Origin of the sequence: Martelella mangrovi, from assembly GCF_040545495.1 — a bacterium.
In the GTDB taxonomy this organism is placed as follows: domain Bacteria; phylum Pseudomonadota; class Alphaproteobacteria; order Rhizobiales; family Rhizobiaceae; genus Martelella; species Martelella mangrovi.
This window is the reverse complement of record NZ_JBEPLY010000012.1, coordinates 130,034-156,442: the sequence shown is the minus strand read 5'-3', so window position 1 is coordinate 156,442 and position 26,409 is coordinate 130,034. Positions and strand designations below refer to the sequence as shown.

The window sequence follows — 26,409 nt, the reverse complement described above, 5'->3', positions numbered from 1 at the left end:
AGATGCACTACGCAAGGATTTCGGATCGTCTCGGTGGGCTCGGCTCCGACAAATGGGCCGTCCATCTGAAGGCGCGCGCGATGAAGGAAGCCGGAACGCCGATCCTGGAATTGACGATCGGCGAGCCGGATGTCGACCCGGATCCGATCCTTGCCGATGTCGTGGCAAGCGCCCTTGCCGAAGGCCGGATCGGCTATTCCAACGGGCGCGGTGAACCATCGCTTCTCGATGCGCTTTCGAAACGGTACACGGCGCGGACCGGGCGACCGGTCGGGCCCGAAAATATCGTCTGTTTTCCGGGCACCCAGACTGCGCTTTTTGCGGTGATGCTGACGCTGGTGGAGGCCGGGGACGCCGTGCTTGTCGGCGATCCGCTTTATGCCACCTATGAAGGCGTGATCCGCTCCACGGGCGCAGTGATGGTGCCGGTGCCGCTGAAGCCGGAAGACGGATTTCACATGCGCGCCGACATTCTGGAACAGGCGATCACGCCCAATGCCCACGTGCTTCTGCTCAATACGCCGCATAATCCGACCGGCGCCGTGCTGACGGCTGAAGAGCTTGCGGCAATCGGCGCGGTCTGCCGCAGACATGATCTCTGGATCATTGCTGACGAGGTCTATGAGGAATTGATTTTCGGCGGCGACTTTGCCTCACCCCTTGATAATGAAGTGCTGGCCGCGCGAACGATTTCGGTGTCCTCCATTTCCAAATCCCATGCAGCCCCCGGGTTTCGCAGCGGCTGGGCGGTCGGCCCCGCCGAATTTTGCGCCCGGCTTTTGCCGGTGGCTGAAACCATGCTTTTCGGCAACCAGCCCTTCATCGCCGATGCGACAGCGGCGGCAATCGAGCGGCCAAGCGGTGTTTCCACCGCCTTGCGGGCCTCATTGAAGCGTCGGGCTGCACTGCTGGTCGATGGCCTGTCATCGGTCCCCGGTATTGCCTGTGCCATGCCCGAGGCCGGAATGTTTGCCTTTGCCGACGTCTCGGCAAGCGGGCTGTCCGGTGAGGCCTTTGCGCTCGGATTGCTGGAGGCCCAGCATCTGGCCGTGATGCCGGGGTCGTCCTTCGGCGCCGAAGCCGATAGTTTCATCCGCATCAGCCTGACCGTGCCGGACGCCGACATCGTCGAGGCCGCGCGGCGCATTGGTCATTTTGCGGCATCGCTGACCAGCCGGAAAACGGCGGCCGGAGCATGAGCGGCGAAACCATCACCGTTGGCGAGGCCCTGGTTCGTCTTCTTGAAGCGCATGGTGTCGAGGTCGTCTTCGGCATTCCCGGCGTGCACACGGCCGAACTTTATCGCGGGCTTGCAGCTTCGACGATCCGCCATGTCACGCCCCGCCACGAACAGGGCGCCGGCTTCATGGCCGATGGCTATGCCCGTGTCACCGGCAAGCCGGGCGTGGCATTTGTCATCACCGGGCCGGGGGTGACCAATACGATTACGGCCATGGCGCAGGCGCGTGGCGATAGTGTGCCGATGCTGGTGATTTCGGGTGTCAATGCCCGCCCGACGCTGGGCAGGGGGCAGGGATGTCTGCATGAACTGCCGGATCAGCAGGCGCTGATGAAAAGTTTTGCCAAGGATTCCGTAACGCTAACCGATGGCGCCGATCTTGCCGGGGCGCTGGCGCATTGTCTGGCACTTGCCGTTTCCGGGCGTCCGGGGCCGGTGCATCTGGAAATCCCGACCGATGTGATGGTCGAAAATATTGCACCGCCCGCAGTCGCGGCCTTGCCCGCTGCAAGGCCATTTGCAGAAGAGGATGTGCTGAAAGCTGCGGCAGAGTTGATCGGTGCGGCGCGGGCACCTGTGGTGCTGGCGGGCGGTGGCGCGGCTGGCGCCGATGTCGCTCTTCGGGCTTTCGCCGCGCGCTGCGATACGCCTGTCATCTTAACGGCAAACGCCCGCGGCCTGATGGCGGGCCATCCGTTGCAGGTGCCGGCGAGCGCAAGTCTGGCCCCTGTGCGGGCGCTGATTGCCGCCAGCGATCTGGTTATCGCAGTTGGAACCGAATTCGGTCAGACCGATTATGACGTCTATGTCGATGGCGGCTTTCCGGCGCTTCAAAAACTTGTCCGCATTGATGTGGACGGTGGGCAGGAGACAACCGGTCCTGCTGCCGACGTCTTCATTGTGGAAGATAGTGCATCGGCGCTTTCGCGGTTGGCGGCGCTGTGCGGCGAGCATGAAGGCGACGGTGTCCGGCGGGCCGGGCAGACAAGGGCGGCGGCCTGGGGCGCGCTCTCCGCCAAGATCAAGGACGAAATCACATTGCTGCATCGCCTGCGCGACGCGGTTCCCGACGCGCGGTTTATCGGTGATTCCACGCAGCTGGTTTATGCCGCAAATCTTTATCTTGAAGCCGGCGCACCCGGGCACTGGTTTAATTCCGCCACCGGCTATGGCGCTCTCGGCTATGTGCCGCCGGGTGCTATTGGCGCAGCGAACGGCGCGCCGGATTGCCCGGTTATCGCCATTGTCGGCGATGGGGGGCTTCAGTTTTCTCTGGCAGAGCTTGGAACGGCGGTGGATGAAGATGCCGATATTGTCTTCCTGGTCTGGAACAATCGCGGCTACCGCGAAATCGAGATCTACATGGAAGAAGCCGGTATTGTGCCCGAGGGGGTAACGCCGACACCGCCCGACATGGAAAAAATCGCCGGGGCCTTCGGGACGGGCTTTTCAAGTGTGGCGAGCGCGGAAGCGCTTGTTGCTGCCGTCGCTGCCGCTGTTGAGCGTGGCGGCGTGCATCTGGTCGAATTCCGGGCCGGATAAATCAGCGAAATTCAGATAAAAAAATCCCGGAATGCACCGTTTGGCGTATTCCGGGAATAAATGAAGAGGCTCCTTGCAGAGCCTCTCCGAGAGCAACCTGGATTAAAAGTCGCGCTGCAGACGGAACCAACCGGACCAGTAGTCGTCGTCCGAGTAGCTGTCGGGCAGGTCGGTGTAACCGACGTTCAGCTTGGCGCTCAGACCGTCAACGATGGTGTAGTCGAACAGGACGCCAGCGGACCAGAAGTCTTCGTTGTCCTGGCCGGGAACGTTAGCAGAGGTCCACTGGTAAGCCGGGGTAACCGAGAACTTTTCGGTAACGTCGAGCTGGTAACCGGCAGCCAGTGCCCATTCAGCATAAACGCCCGGCAGAGTCGTCGGAGTTGTCAGCGAATAATCGAAGAACTCACCGTCTTCGAAGTTGTTGGAGTATGCGTTCCAACCGGTGGAGTAGTTAGCACCGAGGTCCAACTGGCCCGGGCCAAGCGCCAGCGAGGTCATCAGACGGAACGAAGCTTCTTCGTTGTAGGTGTCGTAAGCAGCGTCCAACTTGGCGCCAACGCCGCCGGCCTGGAAGCCAACACGACCGGAAACGCCGAGCTTCGGGATGTCCTTGTCAATGCCGACCTGGTCGGGCTCGAGGGCGTCGAGGGCGAGGCCTGCTACGAAGCCGTCGCCGGCGAAGACGTAACGGATGGTGTTGAAGCGGGTGTTACCGGCAAGATCGTCGATTTCGCCGACGAGACCTTCATCCCAGTAGCTCAGGAAACGACCGGCCTGGAAACCGCCGACGCCGAGGTAGGCTTCGTTGATGTAGGTGCGGTTGCCGGTGTCGTTGGAGTGGGCTTCGCTACGCAGCGAGATCAGGCCCGTGACCGTGCCGAGTTCGGAATCGGTCTTGGACGAGATGTTCAGCTGAGCACGCGTGAAGACGTTCCATGTGTCTGCGACATTGCCGCCGTTCGAGCCTTCAACCTGGAAACGGATGTAACCGCCGATATCAAGGCAGGTCTCGGTGCCGGGGATGTAGAAGTAGCCGGCCCCGAAAGTGTCACAAACTTCGACATAATTGTTCTGAACCGGTTCGATGACGACGACCGGGTCGGCAGCTTGCGCGCCGGTTGTGGCTGCAAGCGCAGCAGCAGAGCCAAGAAAGAGGCTTTTGAGGTTCATGAAGTTAACTCCTCGTTGAATGTAAACGGGGCATTTAATCTTGCCCTGGGCTGGAAGCAGTTCGTTGCGTTGCATCCATCCGCATCAAACCCGCATAGGCCGTTCAGAGCAATAAACCTTTGATGGAATTCTGGATCAATCGAATGATTAACACCCCGGTGTTGCGGTTCTGCAACGATAATGCCTTGAGAAGACAAGGTAATTTCGGAGGTTTATGCTTCATTCAATGACAGAATGGGCCTCTGATTTGACTGATTCAGGAGTCGAAAAATCAATAAAATCAATCGTTTGATTAAGTGACTAAAATCGGCACGGGTGCAAAAAAACACGATCGAAAAATCCAGATGGAAGTTTTCCGGGGTTTTGGTTTGCTGATCACGGAAATGAGAGTTGAGCCGAATCAAGAAAAAGGCGCGACCGTCAATTTGGTCGCGCCTTTTCTATTTTTGGTTGTGTTTTTTAGAGGTGACGCAGGCGCTCAGGTCTCGGGATCGCCTCTGCGCATCATTTCAGGGATCGGCATTGACAGGATATTGTAGCCGTTATCGACGAAATGAATCTCTCCGGTGACACCGGAGGCGAGGTCAGAGAGGAGGTAGAGTGCGGAGCCGCCGACGTCCTCGATCGTGGTCGAGCGTCTCAGCGGTGCGTTGCGTTGCTGCCAGGCATAGACGAGACGCGCATCGCCGACGCCCGAACCGGCCAGCGTGCGTACGGGGCCCGCCGAAATGGCGTTGACGCGAATGCCGCGCGGACCATAGTCACCGGCAAGATAGCGCATGGACGCCTCTAGGCCTGCCTTTGCCACGCCCATGACATTGTAGTTCGGCACCACCGCCGTCGACCCGCCATAGGTCAGCGTCAGCATCGATCCGCCATCGGTCATGAGGTCTGCCGCGCGCTTGGCGATCTCGGTAAAGGAGAAGCAGGAAATCACCATGGTGCGGACGAAGTTTTCCCGCGTGGTGTCGGCATAGAGCCCCTTGAGTTCGCTCTTGTCGGAAAAGCCAACGGCATGAACCACGAAATCGAGCTTGCCCCAGCGCTCCTTGATGGCATCGAAGACCGCATCAACGCTCTCGATATTTTCCACATCGCAGGGCACGACGAAATCCGAGCCGAGTTCGGCAGCAAGCGGATGAACCCGCCGGCCGAGTGCTTCGCCCTGATAGGTAAAGGCAAGTTCCGCGCCTTCGGCATGGACGGCCTTGGCAATGCCCCAGGCAATGGAGTGGTTGTTGGCAACACCCATGATGAGGCCGCGTTTGCCCTGCATAAGTCCGGTCATATACGCATTATCCATTGTAACGCCGGAAAACCAGCGTGGCGTTCGTGCCGCCGAAGCCGAACGAGTTTGAAAGAACGGTGTCGATTTTGGCATGGTCGATGCGCTGACGTACGATCGGGACACCTTCGAATTCGGGGTCCAGCTCTTCGATATGGGCGCTTTCGCCAATAAACCCTTCCTGCATCATCAGCAGGGAGTAGATCGATTCCTGTGCGCCGGCAGCCCCCAGAGAGTGCCCGGTGAGCGACTTGGTTGACTGGATATGTGGGATCTTGTCGCCGAAGACCTCCCGGATCGCACCGATTTCCTGGCTGTCGCCGACCTGTGTCGAGGTGCCATGCGTATTGATATAGTCGATCTCTCCGCCGCCGATATCCGCAAGCGCCTGGCGCATGCAGCGCACGGCGCCTTCGCCGGAAGGCGCGACCATGTCGTAACCGTCCGATGTTGCGCCATAGCCGATGATTTCGCCATAGATCTTGGCGCCGCGGGCTTTCGCGTGTTCCAGTTCCTCGAGAATGACAACGCCGGCGCCGCCGGCAATGACGAAGCCGTCACGGGCGGCGTCATAAGCGCGCGAGGCGTGCGCGGCGTCCTCGTTGAAGTCGCTGGTCATGGCGCCCATGGCGTCAAACAGGTTGGACATGGTCCAGTCGAGATCTTCATGGCCTCCGGCAAACATCACGTCCTGCTTGCCCCACTGGATCATTTCGGCAGCGTTGCCGATGCAGTGTGCGGATGTCGAGCAGGCGGAGGATATCGAATAGTTGACGCCGTGGATCTTGAACCATGTGGCAAGCGTGGCCGATGCCGTCGAAGACATTGCCTTCGGCACGGCGAATGGGCCGATACGCTTGGGCGAACCGTTCTTTTCCGTAGTCAGTGCCGCCTCGACGATCGTACGTGTCGACGGACCGCCGGAACCCATGATGATACCGGTGCGCTCATTGGTGATATCGCCGTCTTCGAGGCCACTGTCGGCAATCGCCTGTTTCATGGCGACGTGGTTCCACGCACCGCCCTGCGACAGAAAACGCATGGCGCGACGATCAACCTGATCGGTGGGGTCGAGCGTCGGCCGCCCCCAGACCTGGCACTTGAAGCCGTGCTCGGCGAAATCCGGCGAGAAAGAGATGCCTGATTTTGCCTCGCGCAGCGAAGCGGTGACTTCGGCGGCATCGTTTCCGATCGAGGAAACGATTCCCAATCCCGTAACGACAACACGTCTCATATTCGATCCTTCTCTTTCTCCTCCGCATTCACCGGGCGACCGGCGTAACCGCGCATTGCGGCTTACTGTTCCTGGAACAGGCCGACCCTGAGATCGGAGGCCTTGTAGATTACTTCGCCATCGGCCTTCACCCAGCCATCGGCAATGCCGAGGACCAGACGGCCGCGCATGACGCGCTTGAAGTCGACGCCATACTCGACAAGCTTGTTTTTCGGCGTGACCATGCCTGAAAACTTCACCTCGCCGGTGGAAATCGCGCGGCCCTTGCCGGGCTCGCCAAGCCAGCCGAGATAAAATCCGGTGAGCTGCCACAGCGCATCAAGACCCAGGCATCCCGGCATCACGGGATCGCCCTTGAAGTGGCAATCGAAAAACCAGAGGTCGGGTGTGATGTCAAATTCGGCGCGGGCATGGCCCTTGCCGTTGGCGCCGCCGTCCTCCGAAATTTCGGTGATGCGGTTGAACATCAGCATCGGCGGCATCGGAAGCTGCGCATTGCCGGGGCCGAAAAGTTCACCTTCGGCGCACTTGATGATGTCCTCGTAATCGAAATGCGATTGTCTTGTGCTCATTAAAACTCTGCTTCCCTTCGTTCCTCGAGGGGTTTTCGGTACCGGGCTCAAGATAGGGGCGTATCCCTGTTGCAGCAATGCGCCGATATGTCGTTGGCCGGAAATCCCGCAACTCAATTGTTATTCTCTTCACCGTGGCCATACAGGAAGCCGACTTCCGCGACCAGAGTGAAACGTGTTTTAGCCGGGTATTTGCAGTTTAATTTCAAACGCTGCAAGCCCTTGCCCTATTGAAAGCGATTCTCAATACCGTTATACGGAGCTATATTTGCATTTTGTTAGATGAAGCCCTGAAAGTGGATATGACACCGAGAAATCGTGTATCAGAAGAAAAGCTTCGTGCAAGCGGTCTTCGGCCGACGCGTCAGCGCGTGGCTTTGGCCGATCTGCTTTTCGCCAAGGGTGATCGTCATGTGACCGTCGAGGAACTGCATGGCGAGGCCCAGGAAGCCGGCGTGCCGGTTTCCCTTGCCACTGTCTACAATACGCTGCATCAGTTCACCCATGCCGGCATGATCCGGGTTCTGGCCGTCGAGGGCGCAAAAACCTATTTCGACACCAACACCTCCGATCATCACCATTTCTTTATCGAAGGTGAAAACCATGTCGTCGACATGCCTGCGGATGGTATTTCCCTAAACGGTCTGCCGACGCCGCCGGACGGGATGGAAATCGCCCATATCGATGTGGTTGTCCGGCTGCGCCCGAAGAAATCCTGAAATTTGAAGACCGTCAGCCTGAGACACCCTGCTGAACTTATCCGTTCTGGCGGGGCGAAAGCTGTGCCGTGTGGCCGCGTATCCGCGCCGTGATAAGGCCGGCCCATTCACGCAGCGCCGTGGAAAGCATGGCGGCATTGGTCATCGGCCGGTCGAAACTTGCGGAAAAGCGGAGCTTTCCATCCGTCCGGTAGTCGGCAGGCCAGGGCGTGATGCTCATGCCCGTTCTCTCGAACAGCGCAACGGAACGCGGCATGTGGTAGGCCGATGTCACCAGCAGGCATGGCCCTTCCATTGCCTGTCTTGCCATCAGGGCTGCCGTATTGGCGGCATTTTCCGCGGTGTTGCGGGCATCGGGCTCATAGAGCAGGCGCGCGGACGCAATGCCATGATCGGCAAACAGCCGGGCTGCCGGTTCTGCTTCGCCATTTCTGGCGCCGGTCAGCGCGTTATCGCCGCCGGTGACCAGAATTTTCATATCCGGATAAAGTCGGGCAAGGCGGAGTGCTTCGATGTACCGATCGGCCGCGCGGGTGAATACATACGTGCCGCGGCGGGCCGAGGCCCCGGTATTGATGCCTCCGCCGAGCACGATGGCGCAGGCGGGCGGTCCGGAAAGTTCCGGCCGGGCGAAACGGGTTTCAAGATCGGCCAGCAAAACCGTGCCGAGATTGGTGAAGCAGGTTATGCCAAGTGTCAGCGCGGCGAGGCCGGAAAACACTGCCGCTGCACCGCTTCGTGCAATGAGCAGGCAGAAAAGCGCCGCCACGACCGACAGGAAGGCAAAGGCCAGCGGCTGGAACACCAGCCAGAACAGCTTTGACAGAACGAACACTATGCTGCCTCCCGCCGCCAGCCAAAAGGCCGGGCCGTCGCGTCCTCAGCCCTTGTGGAAAACGTAATCCGTTTCCTGGCGCAAGGTCTTGCCGGGCCGCAGGACCGCATTGGGAAAGCCCTGCTGATTGACCGCATCCGGCCAGACCTGTGTTTCCAGGCAGAAGCCGGCGAACGGACCATAGGGAAAGCCGTTCAACCCCTCCGGCGTTTCGTCGAGTTTCGAGGCGGTGTAAAGCTGAACCCCCGGCTCCGTGGTCAGCACATCCATGGTGACATGCGAGGAGGGGGCATAGGCGCTGATGACGGGACGTTTTTCCGTGCGCTCGGGCGACAGACAGAAATTGTGGTCGAACAGAACCTGCCGGCCATTTTTGTCCTCACGCTTGAGCGGGTGTGGCTTGCGGAAGTCGAAGGGCGTGCCGGCAACCGACCTGATCTCGCCGGTCGGGATCTGCCGTTCGTCGGTCGGCAGATAATGATCGGCCATGATCATCATCGTGTGCTCGAGCGTATCCGTGCCGTTGCCGAGGTTGAAATAGGTGTGATTGCAGATATTGGCGACTGTCGGCTTGTCAGTCGTGGTTTCGTAGACGATCGAGAAAACGCCGCGTGGCTTGAGATGAAAATGGGCACGGATGGTGGTGTTTCCCGGAAAGCCGCCGCGACCGTCCGGATCGACGATCTTCAGCGTCACCCGGTTTTCGGCAATCTCTTCGAATTCCCACATGCTGACGCCGATGCCGTCTCTGCCGCCATGCAGGTTGGTGATGCCGTTTTCGTTGCAGTCGACCTGATATTCCGTCCCGTCGATGGTAAAGCGGCCGTTTGCGATGCGGTTGGAGGAGCGCCCCGGCGTAGCCCCGAAATAGGGAGAGAAGGCCGGGTAGTGATCGAAATTCTCAAACCCCAGAACCAGGGAATGGTCATGCCCCTCAAGCCGCAGGTCCTGAACCACAGCGCCCCAGTTGATGATCTTCGCGGTCAGCCCGCCACCTGCAATCGTGACACGGCTGACAGTCTTGCCGTCGCTGGTCTGGCCGAAGGTTTCCGGTTGTGGCGCGCTCATTGTTTTTATCCTCCACATTTAAAATGTTGCATTGCAGCGCGGATATTGCGCCGGAATGTCCGGACCTTCAAGCGCCCGCGCGCTCTTTGCCGATTTCTTCCAGAGAGTAGGGCGTGGTCTGGTAAACCTCGTTGATCCAGTTGCCGAACAGGAGATGGGCATGCGAGCGCCAGCGATTGAGCGGCGCCCGGTTCGGATCGTCTGCCGGGAAATAGTTGAACGGCAATTCGATCGGCACATTGGTGTCGACATCGCGCCTGTATTCGTCACCGAGCGAACCGGAATCATATTCGATGTGATTGAACATGTAGAGCCGGTTGGCAAAGCTCTCATAAGCCAGGCACGGCCCGACTTCATCGGAATGCATCAGGATTTCGATGCCCGGCACGTTTTCCAGATCGGCGCGGCGCACCTCCGTCCAGCGTGAAACGGGAAGCTGGAAATCGTCGGAAAAACCGTTGAGATAGATCGATGCGGGCTTCAGGTTGCGATGGCGGAATATGCCGAAGGCCTTCTTGTCGAGAAGCCTCTTCGGGACGCCGTGAAAATGCCATGCAGCTGCCATCGCGCCCCAGCAGATATTCATCGTCGAATGGCAATTGGTGGTGGTCCAGTCGAGAATTTCCTTCATTTCGTCCCAATAGGTGACGTCTTCGAAGGGCAACGTCTCAACCGGTGCGCCGGTGATGATGAAACCGTCGAACTTGCGTTCTGCCACCTCGTCCCAGGTCTGGTAGAAGGACAGGAGATGCTCGATCGGCGTGTTTTTGGCCTTGTGCCCGCCGACGCGCACCAGCGAAAGCTCGATCTGCAGCGGGGAGGCGCCCAGAAGCCGCGCGAACTGTAGCTCGGTCTTGATCTTGTTCGGCATGAGATTGAGCAGCCCGAAATGCAGCGGCCGGATATCCTGCCGTTCCGCAACCGTTTCCGTCTTGACCCGCACGCCTTCGGAAATCAGCGTCTCGAAGGCAGGCAGCGTATCTGGAATCTTGATAGGCATGTTCATTCCAATCCCGAACAAAAACCGGCCGCCTTCAACACGCTACCGGTCCGGATGGGGCAGGAATTTTCCGCTCGCATCGGCCCTTTAGCGAGTTGTTTTACGTGGCTGCAAGCCGGCCGGCCAAATCACCACAGGGAAAAGCTAGATAACGCCGCATTTGCCGGACGTCAATCTTGGCGCGAAAGACAATCTGTTGCCGGGCTGTCGCTTCAGGTGAAAAATGCTGTCAAGGCAGGCCACGAAAGCGGCATTTCCATGCCAAGTCCAATGTTTCCGGCCGCGTCTTTCCAATCAAGGAAAAACAGCCGGAAGCGGATAGGCCCGCCGCCGTCAGAGGCGTGTTCTTCTGTGTGAAACCAGTTTTCGGGCGCATCCTCCGGCATGGGAACCGTGAATATATGGCGCCGGTGGCACAGAAGCGCGCCGTTTTTTCTGAAGCTATAGTCAATGCTGCCAAGTGCCGACCAGCCTTCATTCAGGCGCAGTCCGGTCTCCTCGTGAAATTCCCGTTTTGCCGCCGCAATCGGGATTTCCGCATGCTCCAGCGTCCCGCCGGGAACCTGAAGCGGAACCTCCGGAAAGTCCGGCTCATCGAAGACGAGCACCCTGCTGCCCCGTCGTGCGTAGATGAGCACTTTTTCCGCGTCCGGTATCATCACGCTTCCCTGTTTTTGAATGTTCCGAGCAAAGACAGGTCCTTGCGCGCATGACAAGCGGGATGGTCCCGGAAAATAAACAAAGGTCTTGACCTTCCAGCCACTGGAAGCCCCATTTTCCCAGTCATCAACAGCAAGGAGCATGATGATGGCTGAGAAAATGACGCTGAAAATCGAGGGCATGGGCTGCAGCAAATGCGTCGACAAGGTTGAAAAGGCGCTGGGTGATATCGACGGTATTTCCGAAATCGAAGTGAGCCTCGACAACAATGCCGCCTCGTTTGCCCTTGCTGCGCCTGCGACCCGTGAAAGCGCCGTCGAGGCGATTGAAGATGTCGGTTACGACGTTGCGGGGTAGTGAAAACGCCCGCCTTTTTCTCCTGCGTCATCCTCGGGCTTGACCCGAGGATCCAGTCACGATTGCGGCAGGAAAACGGTTGGGCCTTATGATTCAAGGCATTGAACCGGCGACCGGTGTCGCATGGGGAGAGGCCCATGGATTCTCGTGTCAGGCACGAGAATGACTCAAGTGGTGAGTGGGGCGGGTAACAGACAGGCCGGAATAAGAGCCGGTTCGCGAAGCCGGATACCCTCGGGGCAAGCCCGAGCGTGATGCACGTGGAAGGGGCGGCTGCCCGGTCGGGGTGTTTGCCGGCGCCGGCTGAATGGAACCCGGCGGGTTGAAAAAAAGGAATGCGCAATGGAACAGACGGTTACAAAAAAGCCCGCAACGGCAGGGAAGGTGCAGCATCTTGTGCTGCCGGTTTCCGGCATGACCTGCGCTTCCTGCGTCTCGAGTGTCGAGCGGGTTGTCCGCAAGCTTGACGGCGTCGACACCGTCTCCGTCAATCTGGCGACCGAAACCGCCGATGTTGCGCTGGCCGATCGCAAGGCGAAGGCCAATGTCGTCGCCGCGATTGAAAAGGCGGGCTACGGCGTTCCGCTTGAAACCATCAAGATCGGCGTTGGCGGCATGACCTGTGCCTCCTGCGTTGCCAGCGTCGAGCGGGCGCTTTCGCGCGTGCCGGGCGTTCTGGAGGCAAAGGTCAATCTGGCCACCGAACAGGCGACCGTCGCGGTCGACAAGGCAACGACGCTTTCAACGGTGGAAGCGGCGATAGAAAAGGCCGGCTATGAACCGCGCCGTCTGGGTGCTGAAACCGGTGCTGTTTCCACGCAGGAAGACGCACGCGAGAAGGAGCGGGCGGCGCTGAAGCGCGACCTGCTGACGGCTTTCGTCTTCACCCTGCCGCTTTTCATTCTGGAAATGGGATCGCACTTCATTCCGGCCTTCGGGTCTGCACTCACCTCGGCTGTCGGCGTTTATCCCCTGCATGTGTTCTATTTCGTGCTGGCGACAATCGTTCAGTTCGGCCCCGGCCGGCGGTTCTACCGACACGGCATAGCGTCCTTCCGCCGGTTGTCGCCGGATATGAATGCGCTGGTGATGCTGGGTTCAACGGCGGCATGGGGGTATTCGACATTCGCGACCTTCCTGCCGCAGATTTTCCCGGAAGGGGCGGCACAGGTCTATTTCGAAAGCTCCGCCGTTATCATCACCCTCATTCTGCTGGGCCGGTTTCTGGAAGCCAAGGCCAAGGGGCGTACATCGGCTGCCATCACCCATCTTCTCGGCCTGCAGCCGAAAACCGCCCGTGTCGAACGTGACGGCGAACAGGCCGATGTGCCGATTGAAGAGCTGAAGCTCGGCGATGTCGTCGTCGTCCGTCCGGGCGAGAAAGTCGCCGTCGATGGCGTTGTTGTTTCCGGCACGTCCTATGTCGACGAATCGATGATTTCCGGCGAGCCGGTTCCCGTCGCCAAGAACACCGATGATGCGGTAACCGGCGGCACGATCAACAAGACCGGCACATTCACGTTCAGGGCCAGCGCCATCGGCGCCGATACGGTTCTCGCGCGCATCGTCAAGATGGTCGAGAATGCGCAAGGCGCGAAACTGCCGGTGCAGGCGCTGGTGGACAAGGTCACGGCATGGTTCGTGCCCGCGGTTCTGCTGGCCGCTGCCATCACCTTTGTCATCTGGATGGTGTTCGGTCCGTCGCCGGCGCTTTCCTTCGCGCTGGTCAATGCGGTTGCGGTGATGATTATCGCCTGCCCCTGCGCCATGGGGCTTGCCACGCCAACCTCGATCATGGTCGGAACCGGCAGGGCGGCCGAAATCGGGGTGCTGTTCAGAAACGGCGAGGCGCTGCAGACGCTGAAGGACACCAAGATCGTCGCATTCGACAAGACGGGCACGCTGACGGAAGGACGCCCCGTCGTCACTGACGTCGTCACCGCCGATGGCTTTGACAGGAACACGGTCCTTGGCCTTGCCGCCGCCGTCGAACAGGGCTCCGAACATCCGCTTGCCGAAGCCGTTCTGACGACCGTGAAGGACGAGGGGCTGGACATTGCAAAAACGGCCGACTTTTCTGCCGTGCCCGGTTTTGGTGTATCGGCAACGGTCAATGGTAGCAAGGTGAACGTTGGCGCACGCCGCTTCATGGCGCGGGCAGGCGTCGACACGCAGGCGCTGGACGGCGATGCCGAGAGGCTTGCCGAAAATGCCCGGTCCCTGCTTTTCGTCGCGGTCGACGGCAAGGCTGCCGGTGTCATCGGGGTTGCCGACCCGGTCAAACCCTCGGCGAAGGCCGCGATCGCTGCGCTTCATGCCGCCGGGCTGAAAACGGCGATGATTTCCGGCGACAACCGGAAGACCGCAGAAAGCATTGCCCGTGAGGTGGGTATCGATACCGTGGTTGCCGATGTGCTGCCGGATGGAAAGGTCGAAGCGCTTGAAAAGCTGAAGGCCGGGCATGGCGCCATCGCCTTTGCCGGCGACGGCATCAATGACGCCCCGGCACTGGCCGCTGCCGATACCGGCATTGCCATCGGCACGGGCACCGATATTGCCATTGAAACCGCCGATGTCGTGTTGATGTCGGGTGAACTGTCCGGCGTTGTCAGCGCGATTTCGCTGTCGCGTGCGGTGATGCGCAATATCGCGCAGAACCTGTTCTGGGCCTTTGCCTATAATGCCGTGCTCATTCCGGTGGCGGCGGGCATTCTCTTTCCCGTCAATGGCACGCTGCTGTCGCCGATGCTGGCGGCAGGCGCCATGGGGCTTTCCAGCGTCTTCGTGCTGTCCAACGCGCTGCGCCTGAAACGCTTCAACCCCGCGCACTGACGCTTTCGAAACCGCCTCCGGCAAGAATCTGCCGAAGGCGGTTTCAATATTGCGGCCGTCATCGTATCCTTTGTCACGCCCCTTCGCCGGTGCCGGAAAGCCGCCCCGAAGGCGGCGGTGTTGTGGCGCTTTTGCACATCCGGCCATGCGCTTCCGCAAAAGCTTCGCTTCTTTGATCACGATCAATACAAAACGATTTAAACCGACCTAAACACACATCGTGGCGAGAACGGACGGCCCTTATCCGGACAGATTTCCCAAGCTTCTTGTGGCCAGTGGCCGGTAAAAACAAAAGAAGCATTTCAAGGATAAGGCGCGCCGGCAGGCCGAGCCCAAGATCGGCCGCCATTATTCGCCAGTTTTTAAGCAATTGCCGGGCCATTTTCCGGTTCGGCTAAAGCGCAGGAGTAGTCCCATGCCGGCCATCAGCACGACCGAACTTGACCAGCTTGTTGCCCGGACGAAGGCAGCGCAGCAGAAGTTTGCGACCTATACCCAGGAACAGGTCGACTTCATTTTCCGTTCCGCCGCACTTGCCGCGGCCGACGCCCGTATTCCCCTTGCCCGTATGGCGCATGAGGAAACCGGAATGGGCGTCATGGAAGACAAGGTTGTCAAAAACCACTTCGCCTCGGAATACATCTACAACAAATACAAGGACGACAAGACCTGCGGCATCCTCTCGGAGGAGCCGGAATACGGCATCTTCACCGTTGCCGAACCTGTCGGCCTGATTTGCGCCATCGTCCCCACCACCAACCCGACCTCGACCGCCATCTTCAAGGCGCTGATCAGCCTGAAGACCCGCAACGGGGTTATCTTCTCGCCGCATCCGCGCGCCAAGCGTTCGACCTGCGAGGCTGCCCGCGTTGTGCTGGAAGCCGCCGTCAAGGCCGGCGCGCCGAAGGACATCGTCAGCTGGATCGATGAACCCTCGGTCGAGCTTTCGAACGCACTGATGCACCACCCGGACATCAACCTGATCCTTGCCACCGGCGGTCCCGGCATGGTCAAGGCTGCCTATTCGTCGGGCAAGCCCGCCATCGGCGTGGGTGCCGGCAACACGCCGGCCGTGATCGACGAATATGCCGATATCAAGCGTGCCGTTGCCTCGATCCTGATGTCGAAGACCTTCGACAACGGCGTCATCTGCGCATCGGAACAGTCGGTGATTGCCGTCGACAAGGTCTATAATGCCGTGCGCGAACGCTTCATCAGTCATGGCGGCTATGTGCTGTCGGGCAATGAGGCCGGTGCTGTCCGCAGCGTCATCATGAAGGAAAACGGCGGACTGAATGCCGGCATCGTCGGTCAGTCGGCCGAAAAGATCGCGGCCATGGCCGGCATCGAGGTGCCGCCGCGCACCAAGGTGCTGATTGCCGAAGTCGAAAGCACCGGCGAGGAAGAAATCTTCGCCCATGAAAAGCTGTCGCCGACGCTGGCCATGTACAAGGCGAAGAACTTCGATCACGCCAGCCGCATCGCATCGGAACTGGTGGCGCTCGGCGGTATCGGTCACACCTCGGTTCTCTACACCGATCAGGACCTGCAGCCCGAACGCGTCACCACCTTCGGCGAACGGATGAAGACGGCCCGTGTTCTCGTCAATACGCCTGCCTCGCAGGGCGGGATCGGCGACCTCTACAACTTCCGCCTGGCGCCGTCGCTGACGCTTGGTTGCGGTTCGTGGGGTGGTAACTCGATCTCGGAAAATGTCGGTCCGCAGCACCTCATCAACAAGAAAACGGTCGCCAAGAGGGCAGAAAACATGCTGTGGCACAAGCTTCCCCCGTCGATCTATTTCCGTCGCGGTTCGCTTCCCTTCGCGCTTGAAGAGCTGAAGGGCCACAAGCGTTGCCTGATCGTCACCGACCGCTTCCTGTTCGAAAACGGCTATGTCAACGATACGGTCCGGGTGCTGAAGAACCTCGGCATGGAGGTCGAGACCTTCTTCGACGTTCAGGCCGACCCGACGCTTGCCGTTGTCCGCAAAGGCTGGGAACTGGCCCGTTCGTTCGAGCCGGACATCATTCTGGCCCAAGGTGGCGGCTCGCCGATGGATGCGGCCAAGATCATGTGGGTGATGTATGAGCATCCGGAAGTCGAGTTTGCCGATCTGGCGCTGCGCTTCATGGATATCCGCAAGCGCATCTACCACTTCCCGAAACTCGGCGTGAAGGCCAAGTTCGTGGCCGTGCCCACCACCTCGGGCACCGGTTCGGAAGTCACCCCGTTCGCCGTCGTCACCGACGAGAAGACCGGCGTGAAGTATCCGATCGCCGACTACGAACTGACGCCGACCATGGCCATCGTCGATGCCGATCTGGTCATGAACATGCCGAAGTCGCTGACGGCCCATGGCGGTATCGATGCCGTGACCCACGCACTTGAGGCCTACGTCTCGATCATGGCGAACGAGTATTCGGACGGTCAGGCGCTGCAGGCCCTGAAGCTGCTGAAGGAATATCTGCCCTCGGCCTATAAGAACGGCGCTGCCGATCCCAAGGCCCGCGAGCAGGTTCACAATGCGGCAACGATTGCCGGCATGGCCTTTGCCAACGCCTTCCTCGGTGTCTGCCACTCGATGGCGCACAAGATCGGCGCGCAGTTCCACCTGCCGCACGGCCTGTCGAACGCCCTGCTTCTGGCCAATGTGGTCCGCTACAACGCGGTCGACAACCCGACCAAGCAGGCAACCTTCAGCCAGTATGACCGGCCGAAGGCACTGTGCCGCTATGCCGAGATTGCCCGCCATCTCGACCTTGGCGGCAAGAGCGACGAACAGTCGGTTGAAAACCTGGTCAAGTGGATCGAAAGCCTCAACAAGGCCTGCGATATCCCCGAATCGATCCAGGCGGCCGGCGTCGGCGAAGCCGACTTCCTCGATCACCTCGATGAAGTTGCCGAAAAGGCCTTTGACGACCAGTGCACCGGCGCCAATCCGCGCTATCCGCTGATCTCGGAAATCCGTCAGGTCCTGCTCGACACCTTCTATGGTCGCGCCTACGAAGAAGGCGTCGTCAACGAGCCGGAAGCAACCGACGAAAAAGGTTCGGTCGTGCCGCTCAGCGCCCGCAAGTAATTGCGTGCACTGCAAGGCATGAGTGAAAACGCCGCCTCATCAGGGCGGCGTTTTTACGTTCGATATATTGCGAGAGAGCGTTTAGCCTTTCTCGGGCCGCAGATAAGATGTCGGATTGCCGTAAACCGGAGCAATGCGGGTGATGGCATGGTCAAGGCTTTCGCGGGTCACCCGCATGGCCGCGCCATTGGCGTGCACCAGCGTCTTGCCGTCTTCCATCATGCCGACATGGCCTTTCCAGAAGACGAGATCACCGCGTTTCAGGGCGCGGCGTGATACCGGCTCTCCATCCATCAGTTCCTGCATGTCGGAATCGCGCGGTACCGCCCGTCCGGCCATCATCATTGCAATCTGCACCAGAGCCGAGCAGTCAAGGCCGAAGCCCGAACGTCCGCCCCACAGATAGGGCGTTTCCAGAAACCGCAGCGCCGTCTTGACCGGGTCGCGCTCAAATGGCCGGTCAAGCGGAAAACAATGATCGGCAAACACGGCCGTGCCATCCGAGCAGAGATAGAACCGGCTGCCGCGCATCTCCACTTCATCGACAAAGGTCAGTCGGCAGCCCATGGAAAGGGCGCAGACCGGTCCCGCCCTGACGTCGGGTTCCGGGTAGAGAAAGGTTCGCGGAACCGCGATGAAATGCGAGGCCTGGCGCTCGCCCTCGGCCAGCATCGCCTCCGGCATGTAGCCGACATAACCGTCGAAATGCGACTGGACCCAGGCCCAGCCGGACTTGCGCTCGAAAATATCAACGCCTTCGCCGAAGAGCAGCTGGCTGTCAATCACCGCGGCTTCCGACGGTTGCGGACGGAGCGGGGCGACGGGAACGATGATCTGCGCCGGTTCCGATACGGCGAAATGATCAGCATGCACCATGCCGGAAAGCCTTGCATCGGCCAGATCCGGTCGAAAGGCATGAAGCCTTCTGTCGAGTTCCATAACCATCAGACAGTCCTGATTGTTTCGAAGATCGCACGGATTGCCTGAGCCTCGCCGCCGGCCGGGCCGAAATCGCGATCGGCGGGGGCGTGGCCGTAAATATCGAAATGCGCCCATGTTCCGGCGCGGCCGACGAAGCGCTTCAGGAAAAGCGCAGCCGTGATTGATCCTGCCATGCCGCCGGCCGGCGCATTGGTGAGATCGGCAAGACCGGTCTTCAGTTTGGCGTCATAGCCGGGATAAAGCGGCATGCGCCAGACCGGGTCGGAGAGCCGTTCGCCTGCCTGATGAAGCGCATGGGACAATGCGTCGCTGTCGGTGTAGAAAGGCATCACCTCAGGGCCGAGCGCCACGCGGGCAGCACCCGTCAGCGTTGCCATGTCGATCAGCAGGTCGGGCTGTTCCTCGTCGGCATAGGCCAGCGCATCGGCGAGGATAAGCCGTCCCTCGGCGTCGGTATTGTCGATCTGCACCGTCAGCCCCTTGCGGGAGCGATAGATGTCGCCCGGCCGGAAGGCATTGCCGGCGATGGCGTTTTCGACGCTTGGCACGATCACGCGCAGGTCGACATCGAGGCCCGCATCCATGATCATCAGCGCCAGCGCCATGACATTGGCGGCCCCGCCCATATCCTTCTTCATCAGCCCCATGCCGGCCGCCGACTTGATGTCGAGGCCGCCGGTGTCGAAGCATACGCCCTTGCCGACGAGCGTGATGCTCTTTGCACCCTTGCGGCCCCAGCGCATCTCCATCAGACGCGGCGCCTTTTCCCCGGCGCGGCCAACCGCATGGATCAGCGGAAAGCCGCTCGTCAGCAGATCGTCGCCGCGAACAGCGCTGAAATCGGCATCATAGTGACGGGCAAGGGCCCCGAAGGCCTGCTCCAGGTGATCGGGCTGCATGTCGTTTGCCGGCGTGTTGATCAGATCGCGGGCAAGCCGGATCGCGGCGACATTGCGTTTGATCGCGTCAGCATCGCAGTCTTCGGGGATGGCAAGGCGGACCGGCGCGGCTTTCGATGGTTTGAGATAGCGCTCGAAGCGGTAGCCGCCGGCTGCAAAACCGATCAGAGCCTGCGTCCTGTCACCGGGATAGCGGGCAAGGTGCCAGTCTCCGCCCGGCAGAAGCCGTGAAAGCCTGCCGGTAACGAATGGGTTTTCTGCCCGTGATCCGAGGCCAAGCAGAGCGCCTGCAAGCGTACCGTCTGCACCGGGAAGCAGCAGGACCTCACCTTCGCGCGCGGAAAATTTCGCCGAACGGACAAAATTACGAACATTTTCGGGAAGAATGTCCGGATTTTCGAGGTCGGATGGCGTTACCGCATAAAGCGGATTTGAAGCCTCGCCGGGCTCGCAGAAAGGGAAGGGGTGTTCGATGAATTGGAAACTGGGCATGAAAGGTCACTCGTAACTGTGTGTCCGCCTACTTTCGCGGTAAAAAACTTTCTGTAAAGTGTCGGAAAGCCTCGAAAATGATTCCATACGCCGATCGAGGCATTGAGAACAGACGGAGATTGCCGGAAATGATCGATCGCAGCGGACTTTCGGGAAAAACGGCGCTGGCCGTCGTGCTTGCAGCACTTGCGCTTTCCGGATGCGCCAGCGTGCGCAAGCCGATGACCGCTGGTCAGTATCAGTATATGTCGGCCGAAGAAATCGCGACCCTTTCGCCGTCCCAACGGCAGATGATGAATTACCGGCTCGAAACGGCATTTCTGTCGCGGCCCGGCAATGTCAAATCGGGTGTCGCGTGGTCGGAATATCTGAAAGCGGAAGGCCGTTATTCGGAAGCGAATCAGGTGATGCGTGAGGTTGCCGCGCGCAATCCCGATTCCGGCGATGCGCTGCTGCACTATGCCGAAACGCAGGCGGCACTCGGCCATTATCCCGACGCGCTGCGCACGATCCGCGATGCCGAACGCGTTGCACCGCGCGACTGGCGGACCTTTTCCCAGGAAGGTCTGATCCTTGACCAGATGGGCCAGCCGATGGAAGCGCGCATGCGATACCGGCAGGCTCTGTCGCTGTCGCCGAAGAACCCGGAGGTGCTGTCGAACATGGCGGTCTCCTACGTCTTGACCCACGACCTGGCGACGGCGGAAAATTATCTGCGCGAAGCCAACGACCGGCGTGGCGCAAGCTCCGAAGTGCAGATCAATCTCGCGCTGGTGCTGGCGCTTCAGGGCAAGCAGCAGGAAGCGCAACGGGTGGCTACGGCCGGTGTCTCCGCCGAGCAGGCGCAGATCAACCTGGCGGCCCTTCAGGCTGCGACTGCGCCGGGTGGTGCCTGGGAGCAGTTTGCCGTTGGCGCTGGCGGGTAATCGCCGGCAACAGGTACTCAGGTTTTGTAAGCGTGGATCAGACCAGCGCGGGCATCAGAACGCGTACGAGTGCGAAAAGGCCTGTGAAACAGATAACGAAAAACACCAGGCTGCCGGCAAGCGTGAGCCAGAATGCCCAGTTCACGCCCTTTTTGTAGCCATGTCTGGACAGGTAAATTTTTCGCGCGGCATCGGCCCCGCGATCGGCTTCTGCCTGTTTTGAGGTAGCGCTAACATTTTCCTGCGGATCAATGGCATCAACGCCGGCCGTTGTTGAAGGCCGGTGGTGTAGGGTCTTGCTTCTCACCGCCTTGTTCCCCTGGATCTCTCGTTTCTGCCGAGCGGCAGCGCACGCTTTCGAATACAAGTATAAGGGGATTATTTCACAAAACCAACGTTGATTGCAACAAGGACGCGCAAATAGAGCCGAAATCCGGCGAAAAAGGGACATGGATTTCGATTTATTTAATCATTTGAGTAGGTTAGCGTAGCCGCACCAAGCGTCAATATTCTTCGCTGTCGGGCTTCGATTCGTCTTCGGCCACGGGAATGGCATAAGAACCCGTCAGCCATCGGGAAAGGTCGAGCTGACGACAACGGTCGCTGCAGAACGGGTAGTTTTCCCGTGTCGAGGGACGGCCGCATTCCGGGCACTCGCGCGGTTTTCTCAAAGGCTCGACGCGGGGTTTGCTTTCATTGCCCATGTTCGCTCCATTGTGCTGCTATATCGTAGCCACGGCCCGACAGCAGGGACTGCGTTTCATAGAGCGGCAGGCCGACGACGGCGGAATAGGACCCGACAAGCCGCTCGATAAACGCTGCTGCACGCCCCTGGATGGCGTAGGCGCCGGCCTTGCCGTGCCATTCGCCTGCTGCGAGATAGGCTTCGATATCTGTTTTTGAAAGATGCTTGAAGGTTACGCGGGTTTCAACCACACGGAGGCTGTCCGTGCTCTCGCCGGCCGTTCTGACACAAAGACCGGTGAAGACCCGGTGATTGCGTCCCGAAAGCAGCGAGAGGCATTCGATGGCCTCGTTTTCGGTCTCTGCCTTGGGCAGGATGCGCCGTCCGACAGCAACCACGGTATCGGCTGCAAGGATAAGGGAGCCGCGCCAGGCATTGTCCGCATCTAGCATTTCGGCAACGGCGCCAGCCTTGCCACGGGCCAGACGTCCGGCCAGAAGCCTTGGCGTTTCCCTTGCCACCGGGGTCTCGTCGATGTCCGCCGGGAGTATCCGGTCGGGCGTCACGCCGATCTGGGCCAGAAGGTCCACACGCCGCGGCGATGCCGACGCCAGGACAAGTTTTGTCTTTGCCACGGTCAAGCCCGTTCCCGATCGGTCATAAGGGATCGTGCGCTTCTATTTGAAGCGATATGTAATCCGGCCCTTGGTCAGGTCGTAAGGGGTCATTTCCACAAGCACCTTGTCGCCGGCCAGAACGCGAATACGGTTCTTGCGCATGCGGCCTGCCGTGTGGGCGATGATCTCGTGGTCGTTTTCAAGTTTCACCCGGAATGTCGCGTTCGGCAGAAGCTCGACGACGACGCCCGGAAATTCCAGTACTTCTTCTTTAGCCATCTATGTCGTTTCTTTTCTTCCATGCGCTCGGGGCCCATATCCTGGAACTGCCCAAACGCCGCTCTCCCCGTCAGGCCGTTGCCGGCAAGACAGACGGGGATGCAGTTGCTTTACTTGTCGGCAGCGTGGCGGCTGCGTTGAAAACGCGCGGCGCTGCCCAATTGCGGCGGAACCTACACAATAGTTCAACGTTTGTGAACCATGTTTGCTCCCGTCGCCGTTTTTTGTTCACGTGACGTTCGAAATGGCGGCGGTGGCCGCCCTCAACCGCGCCAGTAGAGGACGCAGAACAGCGTGAAAAGGCGCCGCGCGGTATCGAAATCCACCTCGATCTTGCCTTTCAGCCGGTCCTGCAGGGTTTGCGATCCTTCGTTGTGGACGCCGCGCCGGCCCATGTCGATCGCTTCGATCCTGTTCGGTGTCGCCGTCTTGATCGCCTCGTAATAACTCTCGCAGATCATGAAATAGTCCTTCACGATCCGCCTGAACGGCGTCAGCGACAGGATGTGGGTCGCGACCTTGTCGCCGTTTTCCAGCGTGATGTCGAAGATCAGGCGTTTTTCCAGGATCGAAAGCGTGAGCTTGTAGGGGCCGCCCTCATGACCGACCGGCTTGAAAAAATTCTCCTCGAGAAGATCGAATATGGCGACGGCGCGCTCGTGCTCGACATCGGGCGAGGCGCGGCCGATGCTCTCGTCGAGAACAACATCGATCAGCCTGTATTCGCCCGTGGTCATGTCTATTCCTTGCGGTTGAGGCGGATGGCAACCGAGCGCGCATGGGCGCCCAGCCCTTCGCATTCTGCAAGGTCAATGGCCGGCTGTGCAAGTGTATTCAGCTGCTCCGGCCCCAGACTTAGGATGGATGTGCGCTTCATGAAGTCCAGAACACCCAGGCCCGAGGAAAAACGCGCCGAACGCGCGGTCGGCAAAACGTGATTCGAACCGCCGACATAATCGCCGATCGCTTCCGGCGTATAATGCCCTGCGAAGATCGCACCGGCATTGCGCACTTTCGGGATCAGGGCGTCGGGATCGTCAACGGCCAGTTCCAGATGTTCCGGGGCGACGCGATTGGCAAGTGTCAGCGCCGTGTCGAGGTCGGAAACGGTGATGATTGCGCCATAGTCGCGCCAGCTTGCACCGGCAATTTCACCGCGCGGCAGGGTTTTCAGCTGCCGTTCCACGGCCTGTTCAACCGCCTCGCCAAGGGCGCGGTCGGTGGTGATCAGGATCGACTGTGCGGCCGTGTCGTGCTCGGCCTGGGCAAGAAGGTCAGCCGCGATCCAGTCCGGGTTGTTTTCACCGTCGGCAATCACCAGAACTTCCGAGGGGCCTGCGATCATGTCGATGCCGACCGTGCCGAACACGGCGCGCTTGGCCGCGGCGACATAGGCGTTGCCGGGGCCGACGATCTTGGAAACGGGTGCAATCGTTTCGGTGCCATAGGCAAGGGCCGCCACGGCCTGTGCACCCCCGATCCGGTAGATTTCCGTAACGCCGGCAATCCTGGCCGCCGCCAGCACGGCTGGATTGATCTGGCCCTTCATCGTCGGCACCACCATGACGATGCGCTCGACGCCCGCGACTTTTGCCGGGACGGCGTTCATCAGAACGGAACTGGGATAGCTCGCCGTGCCGCCCGGCACGTAAAGTCCGACGGCTTCCACCGCCGTCCAGCGATGGCCAAGGCCGACACCGATTTCGTCCTTGTAGAAATCATCGGGCGGCAGCTGGCGCGCATGGTGTTTGCGGATCCGCTCCTCTGCCAGCCTGAGGGCATCGACAACCTTCGGATCGACGGCGGCCATGGCTTCGTCAATCGCCTGCGCGTCGACCTTCATCGGTGTTGCCGGATCGGAAAAATCGACGCCGTCGAAGCGGGCGGAATAGGTGGCAAGGGCCGCATCGCCGTTTGCACGGACATCGGCAAGAATTTCATCAACCGTGTCGCCAACGTCCTTGGAGACTTCGCGCTTCATCGAAAGCAGTGATCTGAAAGCGCTTTCGAAGCGATCGTCGGCTGCGTCAAGCCAGATGGCCATATTTGCCTCACTCAAATGATTCGGGAAAACTCTGTCCTCGTCTGCGGATCGTCTCACCGTGGATGGTGCGGCTTGCCGCGTGCTTCCCAGCTTTCCGAAAGGTCGGTCAGAAGCACTTCGATACACTCCACATCCGCAACGATTTCACCGCCGCCTGAAAGTGTGACGATCACAGAGCCTTCCGGACCATCTCCGCTTTTTTCGAACTGTACCGACAGCAGGTTGGAAACCTCGTCATCGGCCTTGCGATCAAGCCCGATGCTGCGCACCGCATTCACGCGCTTGAACACCAGAGCTGCGCGGCGGCGCTCCGGTTTCTTGAAGAAGCCGCGTTTCTTTTCCCAGACAAAGCGGTTGCACAGAAGCTGAAACTGACCCGCAACCCTGGAAAAGGTGACGTCCCGCGACAGAAACACGGCATCCTGCACATGCGCAGAGATGATGGCGAGGTCTTCTTCATCCAGCGCCATAAGCTTCAGTTGATCGGTGGACATGACAAAATTCCCGGCGGGTTTGTGGTTTTAACCGAAATAAGGCGGTCGTGGCCGTTTCGCAACCATTGTTGTGCCGGGAATGCCTGGGGTCGACAGGAAAATGATGTCCGGGACCGCGTCAGCCGCCGATCCGCTCGACAATCGCGCCGCAGCGGGTGAGCTTTTCTTCCAGCCGCTCGAAACCGCGATCGAGGTGGTAGACCCGCGACACGGTGGTTTCGCCCTTGGCGGCAAGGCCTGCGATGACGAGCGAGACCGAGGCGCGCAGATCGGTCGCCATGACCGGAGCGCCATGGAGTTCGGGAACGCCCTTGATCGTTGCCGTCTGGCCGGAAAGCGAAATGTCGGCGCCGAGGCGGGCCAGTTCCTGCACATGCATGAACCGGTTTTCGAAAATCGTCTCGACAATGCGTGCAGTGCCCTTGGCCCGGGTCATCAGACCCATGAACTGCGCCTGCAGGTCTGTCGGAAAACCCGGATAGGGTTCTGTGGTAACATCGACCGGGCGGATATCGTCACCGTGACCGATGATATGGATGCCGGTTTCCGTCGGGGTGATTTCGGCGCCTGCCGCGCGGATCGCCTCGATTGCGGAGCTCAAAAGCGCGGCATCGGTGTTTTCCAGCGTAACCTCGCCGCCGGCCATGGCAACGGCCATGGCATAGGTGCCGGTTTCGATCCGGTCCGGCAGAACGGTGTGGCGCGCGCCGGAAAGCGAGGTGACACCGTCGATCGTGATCGTCGGTGAGCCGGCGCCCTCGATCTTCGCGCCCATGGCCTTCAGGCAATTGGCAAGGTCGACCACTTCCGGCTCGCGCGCGGCGTTTTCAAGCACCGTCGTGCCGTTGGCAAGCGTTGCCGCCATCATCAGCGTGTGGGTTGCGCCGACGGAAACCTTGGGGAACACGTAGTGACGGCCGACAAGCCCGCCCTTCGGCGCCTTGGCCTCGACATAGCCTTGTTCGATCTCGATTTCGGCGCCCAGCGCCTTCAGTCCATCAATGAAAAGGTCGACGGGGCGCGTGCCGATGGCGCAACCGCCCGGCAGCGAAACCCGGGCAATGCCCTCGCGCGCCAGAAGCGGACCGATGACCCAGAACGAGGCGCGCATCTTGCGCACAAGCTCATAGGAAGCGGTGGTGTCGGTAATCGTCGGGCAGTTGAAATGGATGGTGCGCGCATAGCCGTCCTGCTGGCGCTCGCGCCGGCCGTTGACGGAGATATCGACGCCGTGATTGCCGAGGATGCGCATCAAGAGCTCGACATCGGCCAGATGCGGCACGTTTTCCAGCGTCAGCGTGTCGCTGGTCAGAAGCGAGGAAATGATCAGCGGCAGTGCTGCATTTTTCGCGCCGGAAATGGGAATGACACCCTTCAAAGGGTTGCCGCCGACGACTCTGATTTGATCCATTCCACATTTTCCGGGCAAAAC

General features: G+C 60.0%; 26 protein-coding genes and 1 riboswitch. Of the genes, 7 read left to right on the top strand and 19 right to left on the bottom strand.

Annotated features, from left to right (window positions below; all coding sequences use genetic code 11):
• Nucleotides 1-2: 2 nt before the first annotated feature.
• Entirely contained in the window at nucleotides 3-1,199 is a 1,197-nt protein-coding gene (locus ABID12_RS16260; RefSeq protein WP_354435126.1) for a pyridoxal phosphate-dependent aminotransferase, read from the top strand.
• Nucleotides 1,196-2,782: a 5-guanidino-2-oxopentanoate decarboxylase gene (locus ABID12_RS16255; RefSeq protein ID WP_354435125.1), complete on the top strand. Its 1,587-nt coding sequence runs from the start codon at nucleotides 1,196-1,198 to the stop codon at nucleotides 2,780-2,782. The genes ABID12_RS16260 and ABID12_RS16255 overlap by 4 nt, the downstream gene beginning before the upstream one ends.
• Nucleotides 2,783-2,884: 102 nt before the next feature.
• Here the strand turns inward: ABID12_RS16255 and ABID12_RS16250 are convergent, their stop codons facing one another.
• The 4 genes from ABID12_RS16250 to fabA form a co-directional block, all read right to left on the bottom strand.
• A complete protein-coding gene (locus tag ABID12_RS16250) occupies nucleotides 2,885-3,955 on the bottom strand; it encodes a porin (protein WP_354435124.1) in 1,071 nt (356 codons plus the stop codon).
• Nucleotides 3,956-4,433: 478 nt separating this feature from the next.
• Complete coding sequence (gene fabI / locus ABID12_RS16245; protein ID WP_354435123.1) at nucleotides 4,434-5,243, bottom strand: enoyl-ACP reductase FabI; 810 nt, start codon at nucleotides 5,241-5,243, stop codon at nucleotides 4,434-4,436.
• A gap of 7 nt (nucleotides 5,244-5,250) precedes the next feature.
• Nucleotides 5,251-6,474, bottom strand: coding sequence for a beta-ketoacyl-ACP synthase I (gene fabB / locus ABID12_RS16240; RefSeq protein WP_354435122.1), 1,224 nt, complete (start codon nucleotides 6,472-6,474; stop codon nucleotides 5,251-5,253).
• Nucleotides 6,475-6,536: 62 nt separating this feature from the next.
• Nucleotides 6,537-7,046, bottom strand: a complete 510-nt coding sequence (gene fabA, locus ABID12_RS16235) for a 3-hydroxyacyl-[acyl-carrier-protein] dehydratase FabA (RefSeq protein WP_106302784.1) — start codon at nucleotides 7,044-7,046, stop codon at nucleotides 6,537-6,539.
• 302 nt (nucleotides 7,047-7,348) lie between these two features.
• Between fabA and irrA the strand changes: the two genes are divergently transcribed.
• Complete coding sequence (irrA, locus tag ABID12_RS16230; protein ID WP_354435121.1) at nucleotides 7,349-7,765, top strand: iron response transcriptional regulator IrrA; 417 nt, start codon at nucleotides 7,349-7,351, stop codon at nucleotides 7,763-7,765.
• 37 nt (nucleotides 7,766-7,802) lie between these two features.
• Here irrA and ABID12_RS16225 read toward each other — a convergent pair whose 3' ends face one another.
• From ABID12_RS16225 to ABID12_RS16210, 4 genes are all read right to left on the bottom strand, one after another.
• Entirely contained in the window at nucleotides 7,803-8,600 is a 798-nt protein-coding gene (locus ABID12_RS16225) for a YdcF family protein (protein WP_354435120.1), read from the bottom strand.
• 45 nt (nucleotides 8,601-8,645) lie between these two features.
• The gene (locus ABID12_RS16220) at nucleotides 8,646-9,668 is read right to left on the bottom strand and encodes an aldose epimerase family protein (protein WP_354435119.1); all 1,023 of its coding nucleotides are present in this window, start codon (nucleotides 9,666-9,668) and stop codon (nucleotides 8,646-8,648) included.
• A 67-nt stretch (nucleotides 9,669-9,735) separates the two neighbouring features.
• Nucleotides 9,736-10,668: a homoserine O-succinyltransferase gene (locus ABID12_RS16215; RefSeq protein ID WP_106303273.1), complete on the bottom strand. Its 933-nt coding sequence runs from the start codon at nucleotides 10,666-10,668 to the stop codon at nucleotides 9,736-9,738.
• A gap of 67 nt (nucleotides 10,669-10,735) precedes the next feature.
• Nucleotides 10,736-10,813: riboswitch (SAM riboswitch) on the bottom strand.
• 67 nt (nucleotides 10,814-10,880) lie between these two features.
• Nucleotides 10,881-11,471: an NUDIX hydrolase gene (locus ABID12_RS16210; protein ID WP_354435118.1), complete on the bottom strand. Its 591-nt coding sequence runs from the start codon at nucleotides 11,469-11,471 to the stop codon at nucleotides 10,881-10,883.
• A gap of 4 nt (nucleotides 11,472-11,475) precedes the next feature.
• Here ABID12_RS16210 and ABID12_RS16205 point away from each other — a divergent pair, with 4 nt between their 5' ends.
• Nucleotides 11,476-11,685: a copper ion binding protein gene (locus ABID12_RS16205; RefSeq protein ID WP_354435117.1), complete on the top strand. Its 210-nt coding sequence runs from the start codon at nucleotides 11,476-11,478 to the stop codon at nucleotides 11,683-11,685.
• 342 nt (nucleotides 11,686-12,027) lie between these two features.
• Nucleotides 12,028-14,517 carry a heavy metal translocating P-type ATPase gene (locus tag ABID12_RS16200; protein WP_354435116.1) on the top strand — a complete coding sequence of 830 codons (2,490 nt, stop codon included), beginning with the start codon at nucleotides 12,028-12,030 and terminating at the stop codon, nucleotides 14,515-14,517.
• 73 nt (nucleotides 14,518-14,590) lie between these two features.
• On the opposite strand, the gene ABID12_RS16195 is transcribed toward ABID12_RS16200, so the two are convergent.
• Nucleotides 14,591-14,899 carry a hypothetical protein gene (locus ABID12_RS16195; RefSeq protein WP_354435115.1) on the bottom strand — a complete coding sequence of 103 codons (309 nt, stop codon included), beginning with the start codon at nucleotides 14,897-14,899 and terminating at the stop codon, nucleotides 14,591-14,593.
• Nucleotides 14,900-14,932: 33 nt separating this feature from the next.
• On the opposite strand from ABID12_RS16195, the gene adhE reads away from it, so the two are divergent.
• Nucleotides 14,933-17,599 carry a bifunctional acetaldehyde-CoA/alcohol dehydrogenase gene (gene adhE, locus ABID12_RS16190; protein WP_354435114.1) on the top strand — a complete coding sequence of 889 codons (2,667 nt, stop codon included), beginning with the start codon at nucleotides 14,933-14,935 and terminating at the stop codon, nucleotides 17,597-17,599.
• An 81-nt stretch (nucleotides 17,600-17,680) separates the two neighbouring features.
• Here adhE and ABID12_RS16185 read toward each other — a convergent pair whose 3' ends face one another.
• Together ABID12_RS16185 and ABID12_RS16180 are read right to left on the bottom strand one after the other, a co-directional pair.
• Nucleotides 17,681-18,538 carry a C40 family peptidase gene (locus ABID12_RS16185; protein WP_435528246.1) on the bottom strand — a complete coding sequence of 286 codons (858 nt, stop codon included), beginning with the start codon at nucleotides 18,536-18,538 and terminating at the stop codon, nucleotides 17,681-17,683.
• Between the two features lie 5 nt (nucleotides 18,539-18,543).
• Nucleotides 18,544-19,932, bottom strand: a complete 1,389-nt coding sequence (locus tag ABID12_RS16180; RefSeq protein WP_354435112.1) for a leucyl aminopeptidase family protein — start codon at nucleotides 19,930-19,932, stop codon at nucleotides 18,544-18,546.
• A 128-nt stretch (nucleotides 19,933-20,060) separates the two neighbouring features.
• On the opposite strand from ABID12_RS16180, the gene ABID12_RS16175 reads away from it, so the two are divergent.
• Complete coding sequence (locus tag ABID12_RS16175; RefSeq protein WP_354435111.1) at nucleotides 20,061-20,858, top strand: tetratricopeptide repeat protein; 798 nt, start codon at nucleotides 20,061-20,063, stop codon at nucleotides 20,856-20,858.
• A gap of 37 nt (nucleotides 20,859-20,895) precedes the next feature.
• Here the strand turns inward: ABID12_RS16175 and ABID12_RS16170 are convergent, their stop codons facing one another.
• The 8 genes from ABID12_RS16170 to murA all read right to left on the bottom strand — a co-directional run bounded on the left by ABID12_RS16170 (nucleotide 20,896) and on the right by murA (nucleotide 26,388).
• Nucleotides 20,896-21,165: a hypothetical protein gene (locus ABID12_RS16170; RefSeq protein WP_354435110.1), complete on the bottom strand. Its 270-nt coding sequence runs from the start codon at nucleotides 21,163-21,165 to the stop codon at nucleotides 20,896-20,898.
• Nucleotides 21,166-21,361: 196 nt separating this feature from the next.
• Nucleotides 21,362-21,562, bottom strand: coding sequence for a DNA gyrase inhibitor YacG (yacG, locus tag ABID12_RS16165; RefSeq protein WP_354435109.1), 201 nt, complete (start codon nucleotides 21,560-21,562; stop codon nucleotides 21,362-21,364).
• On the bottom strand, nucleotides 21,552-22,184 hold the full coding sequence (locus ABID12_RS16160; protein WP_354435108.1) for a Maf family nucleotide pyrophosphatase: 633 nt from the start codon (nucleotides 22,182-22,184) through the stop codon (nucleotides 21,552-21,554). The genes yacG and ABID12_RS16160 overlap by 11 nt, the downstream gene beginning before the upstream one ends.
• A gap of 36 nt (nucleotides 22,185-22,220) precedes the next feature.
• Complete coding sequence (gene infA / locus ABID12_RS16155) at nucleotides 22,221-22,439, bottom strand: translation initiation factor IF-1 (RefSeq protein WP_024708546.1); 219 nt, start codon at nucleotides 22,437-22,439, stop codon at nucleotides 22,221-22,223.
• Between the two features lie 263 nt (nucleotides 22,440-22,702).
• Nucleotides 22,703-23,176: a UPF0262 family protein gene (locus ABID12_RS16150; RefSeq protein ID WP_354435107.1), complete on the bottom strand. Its 474-nt coding sequence runs from the start codon at nucleotides 23,174-23,176 to the stop codon at nucleotides 22,703-22,705.
• Between the two features lie 2 nt (nucleotides 23,177-23,178).
• Nucleotides 23,179-24,483 (bottom strand): histidinol dehydrogenase, encoded by a 1,305-nt coding sequence (gene hisD / locus ABID12_RS16145; protein WP_354435106.1) that lies wholly within the window; start codon nucleotides 24,481-24,483, stop codon nucleotides 23,179-23,181.
• Between the two features lie 53 nt (nucleotides 24,484-24,536).
• Nucleotides 24,537-24,977, bottom strand: a complete 441-nt coding sequence (locus tag ABID12_RS16140; RefSeq protein ID WP_354435105.1) for a DUF2948 family protein — start codon at nucleotides 24,975-24,977, stop codon at nucleotides 24,537-24,539.
• Between the two features lie 118 nt (nucleotides 24,978-25,095).
• Entirely contained in the window at nucleotides 25,096-26,388 is a 1,293-nt protein-coding gene (gene murA, locus ABID12_RS16135; protein ID WP_354435104.1) for a UDP-N-acetylglucosamine 1-carboxyvinyltransferase, read from the bottom strand.
• Between the last annotated feature and the right edge of the window lie 21 nt (nucleotides 26,389-26,409).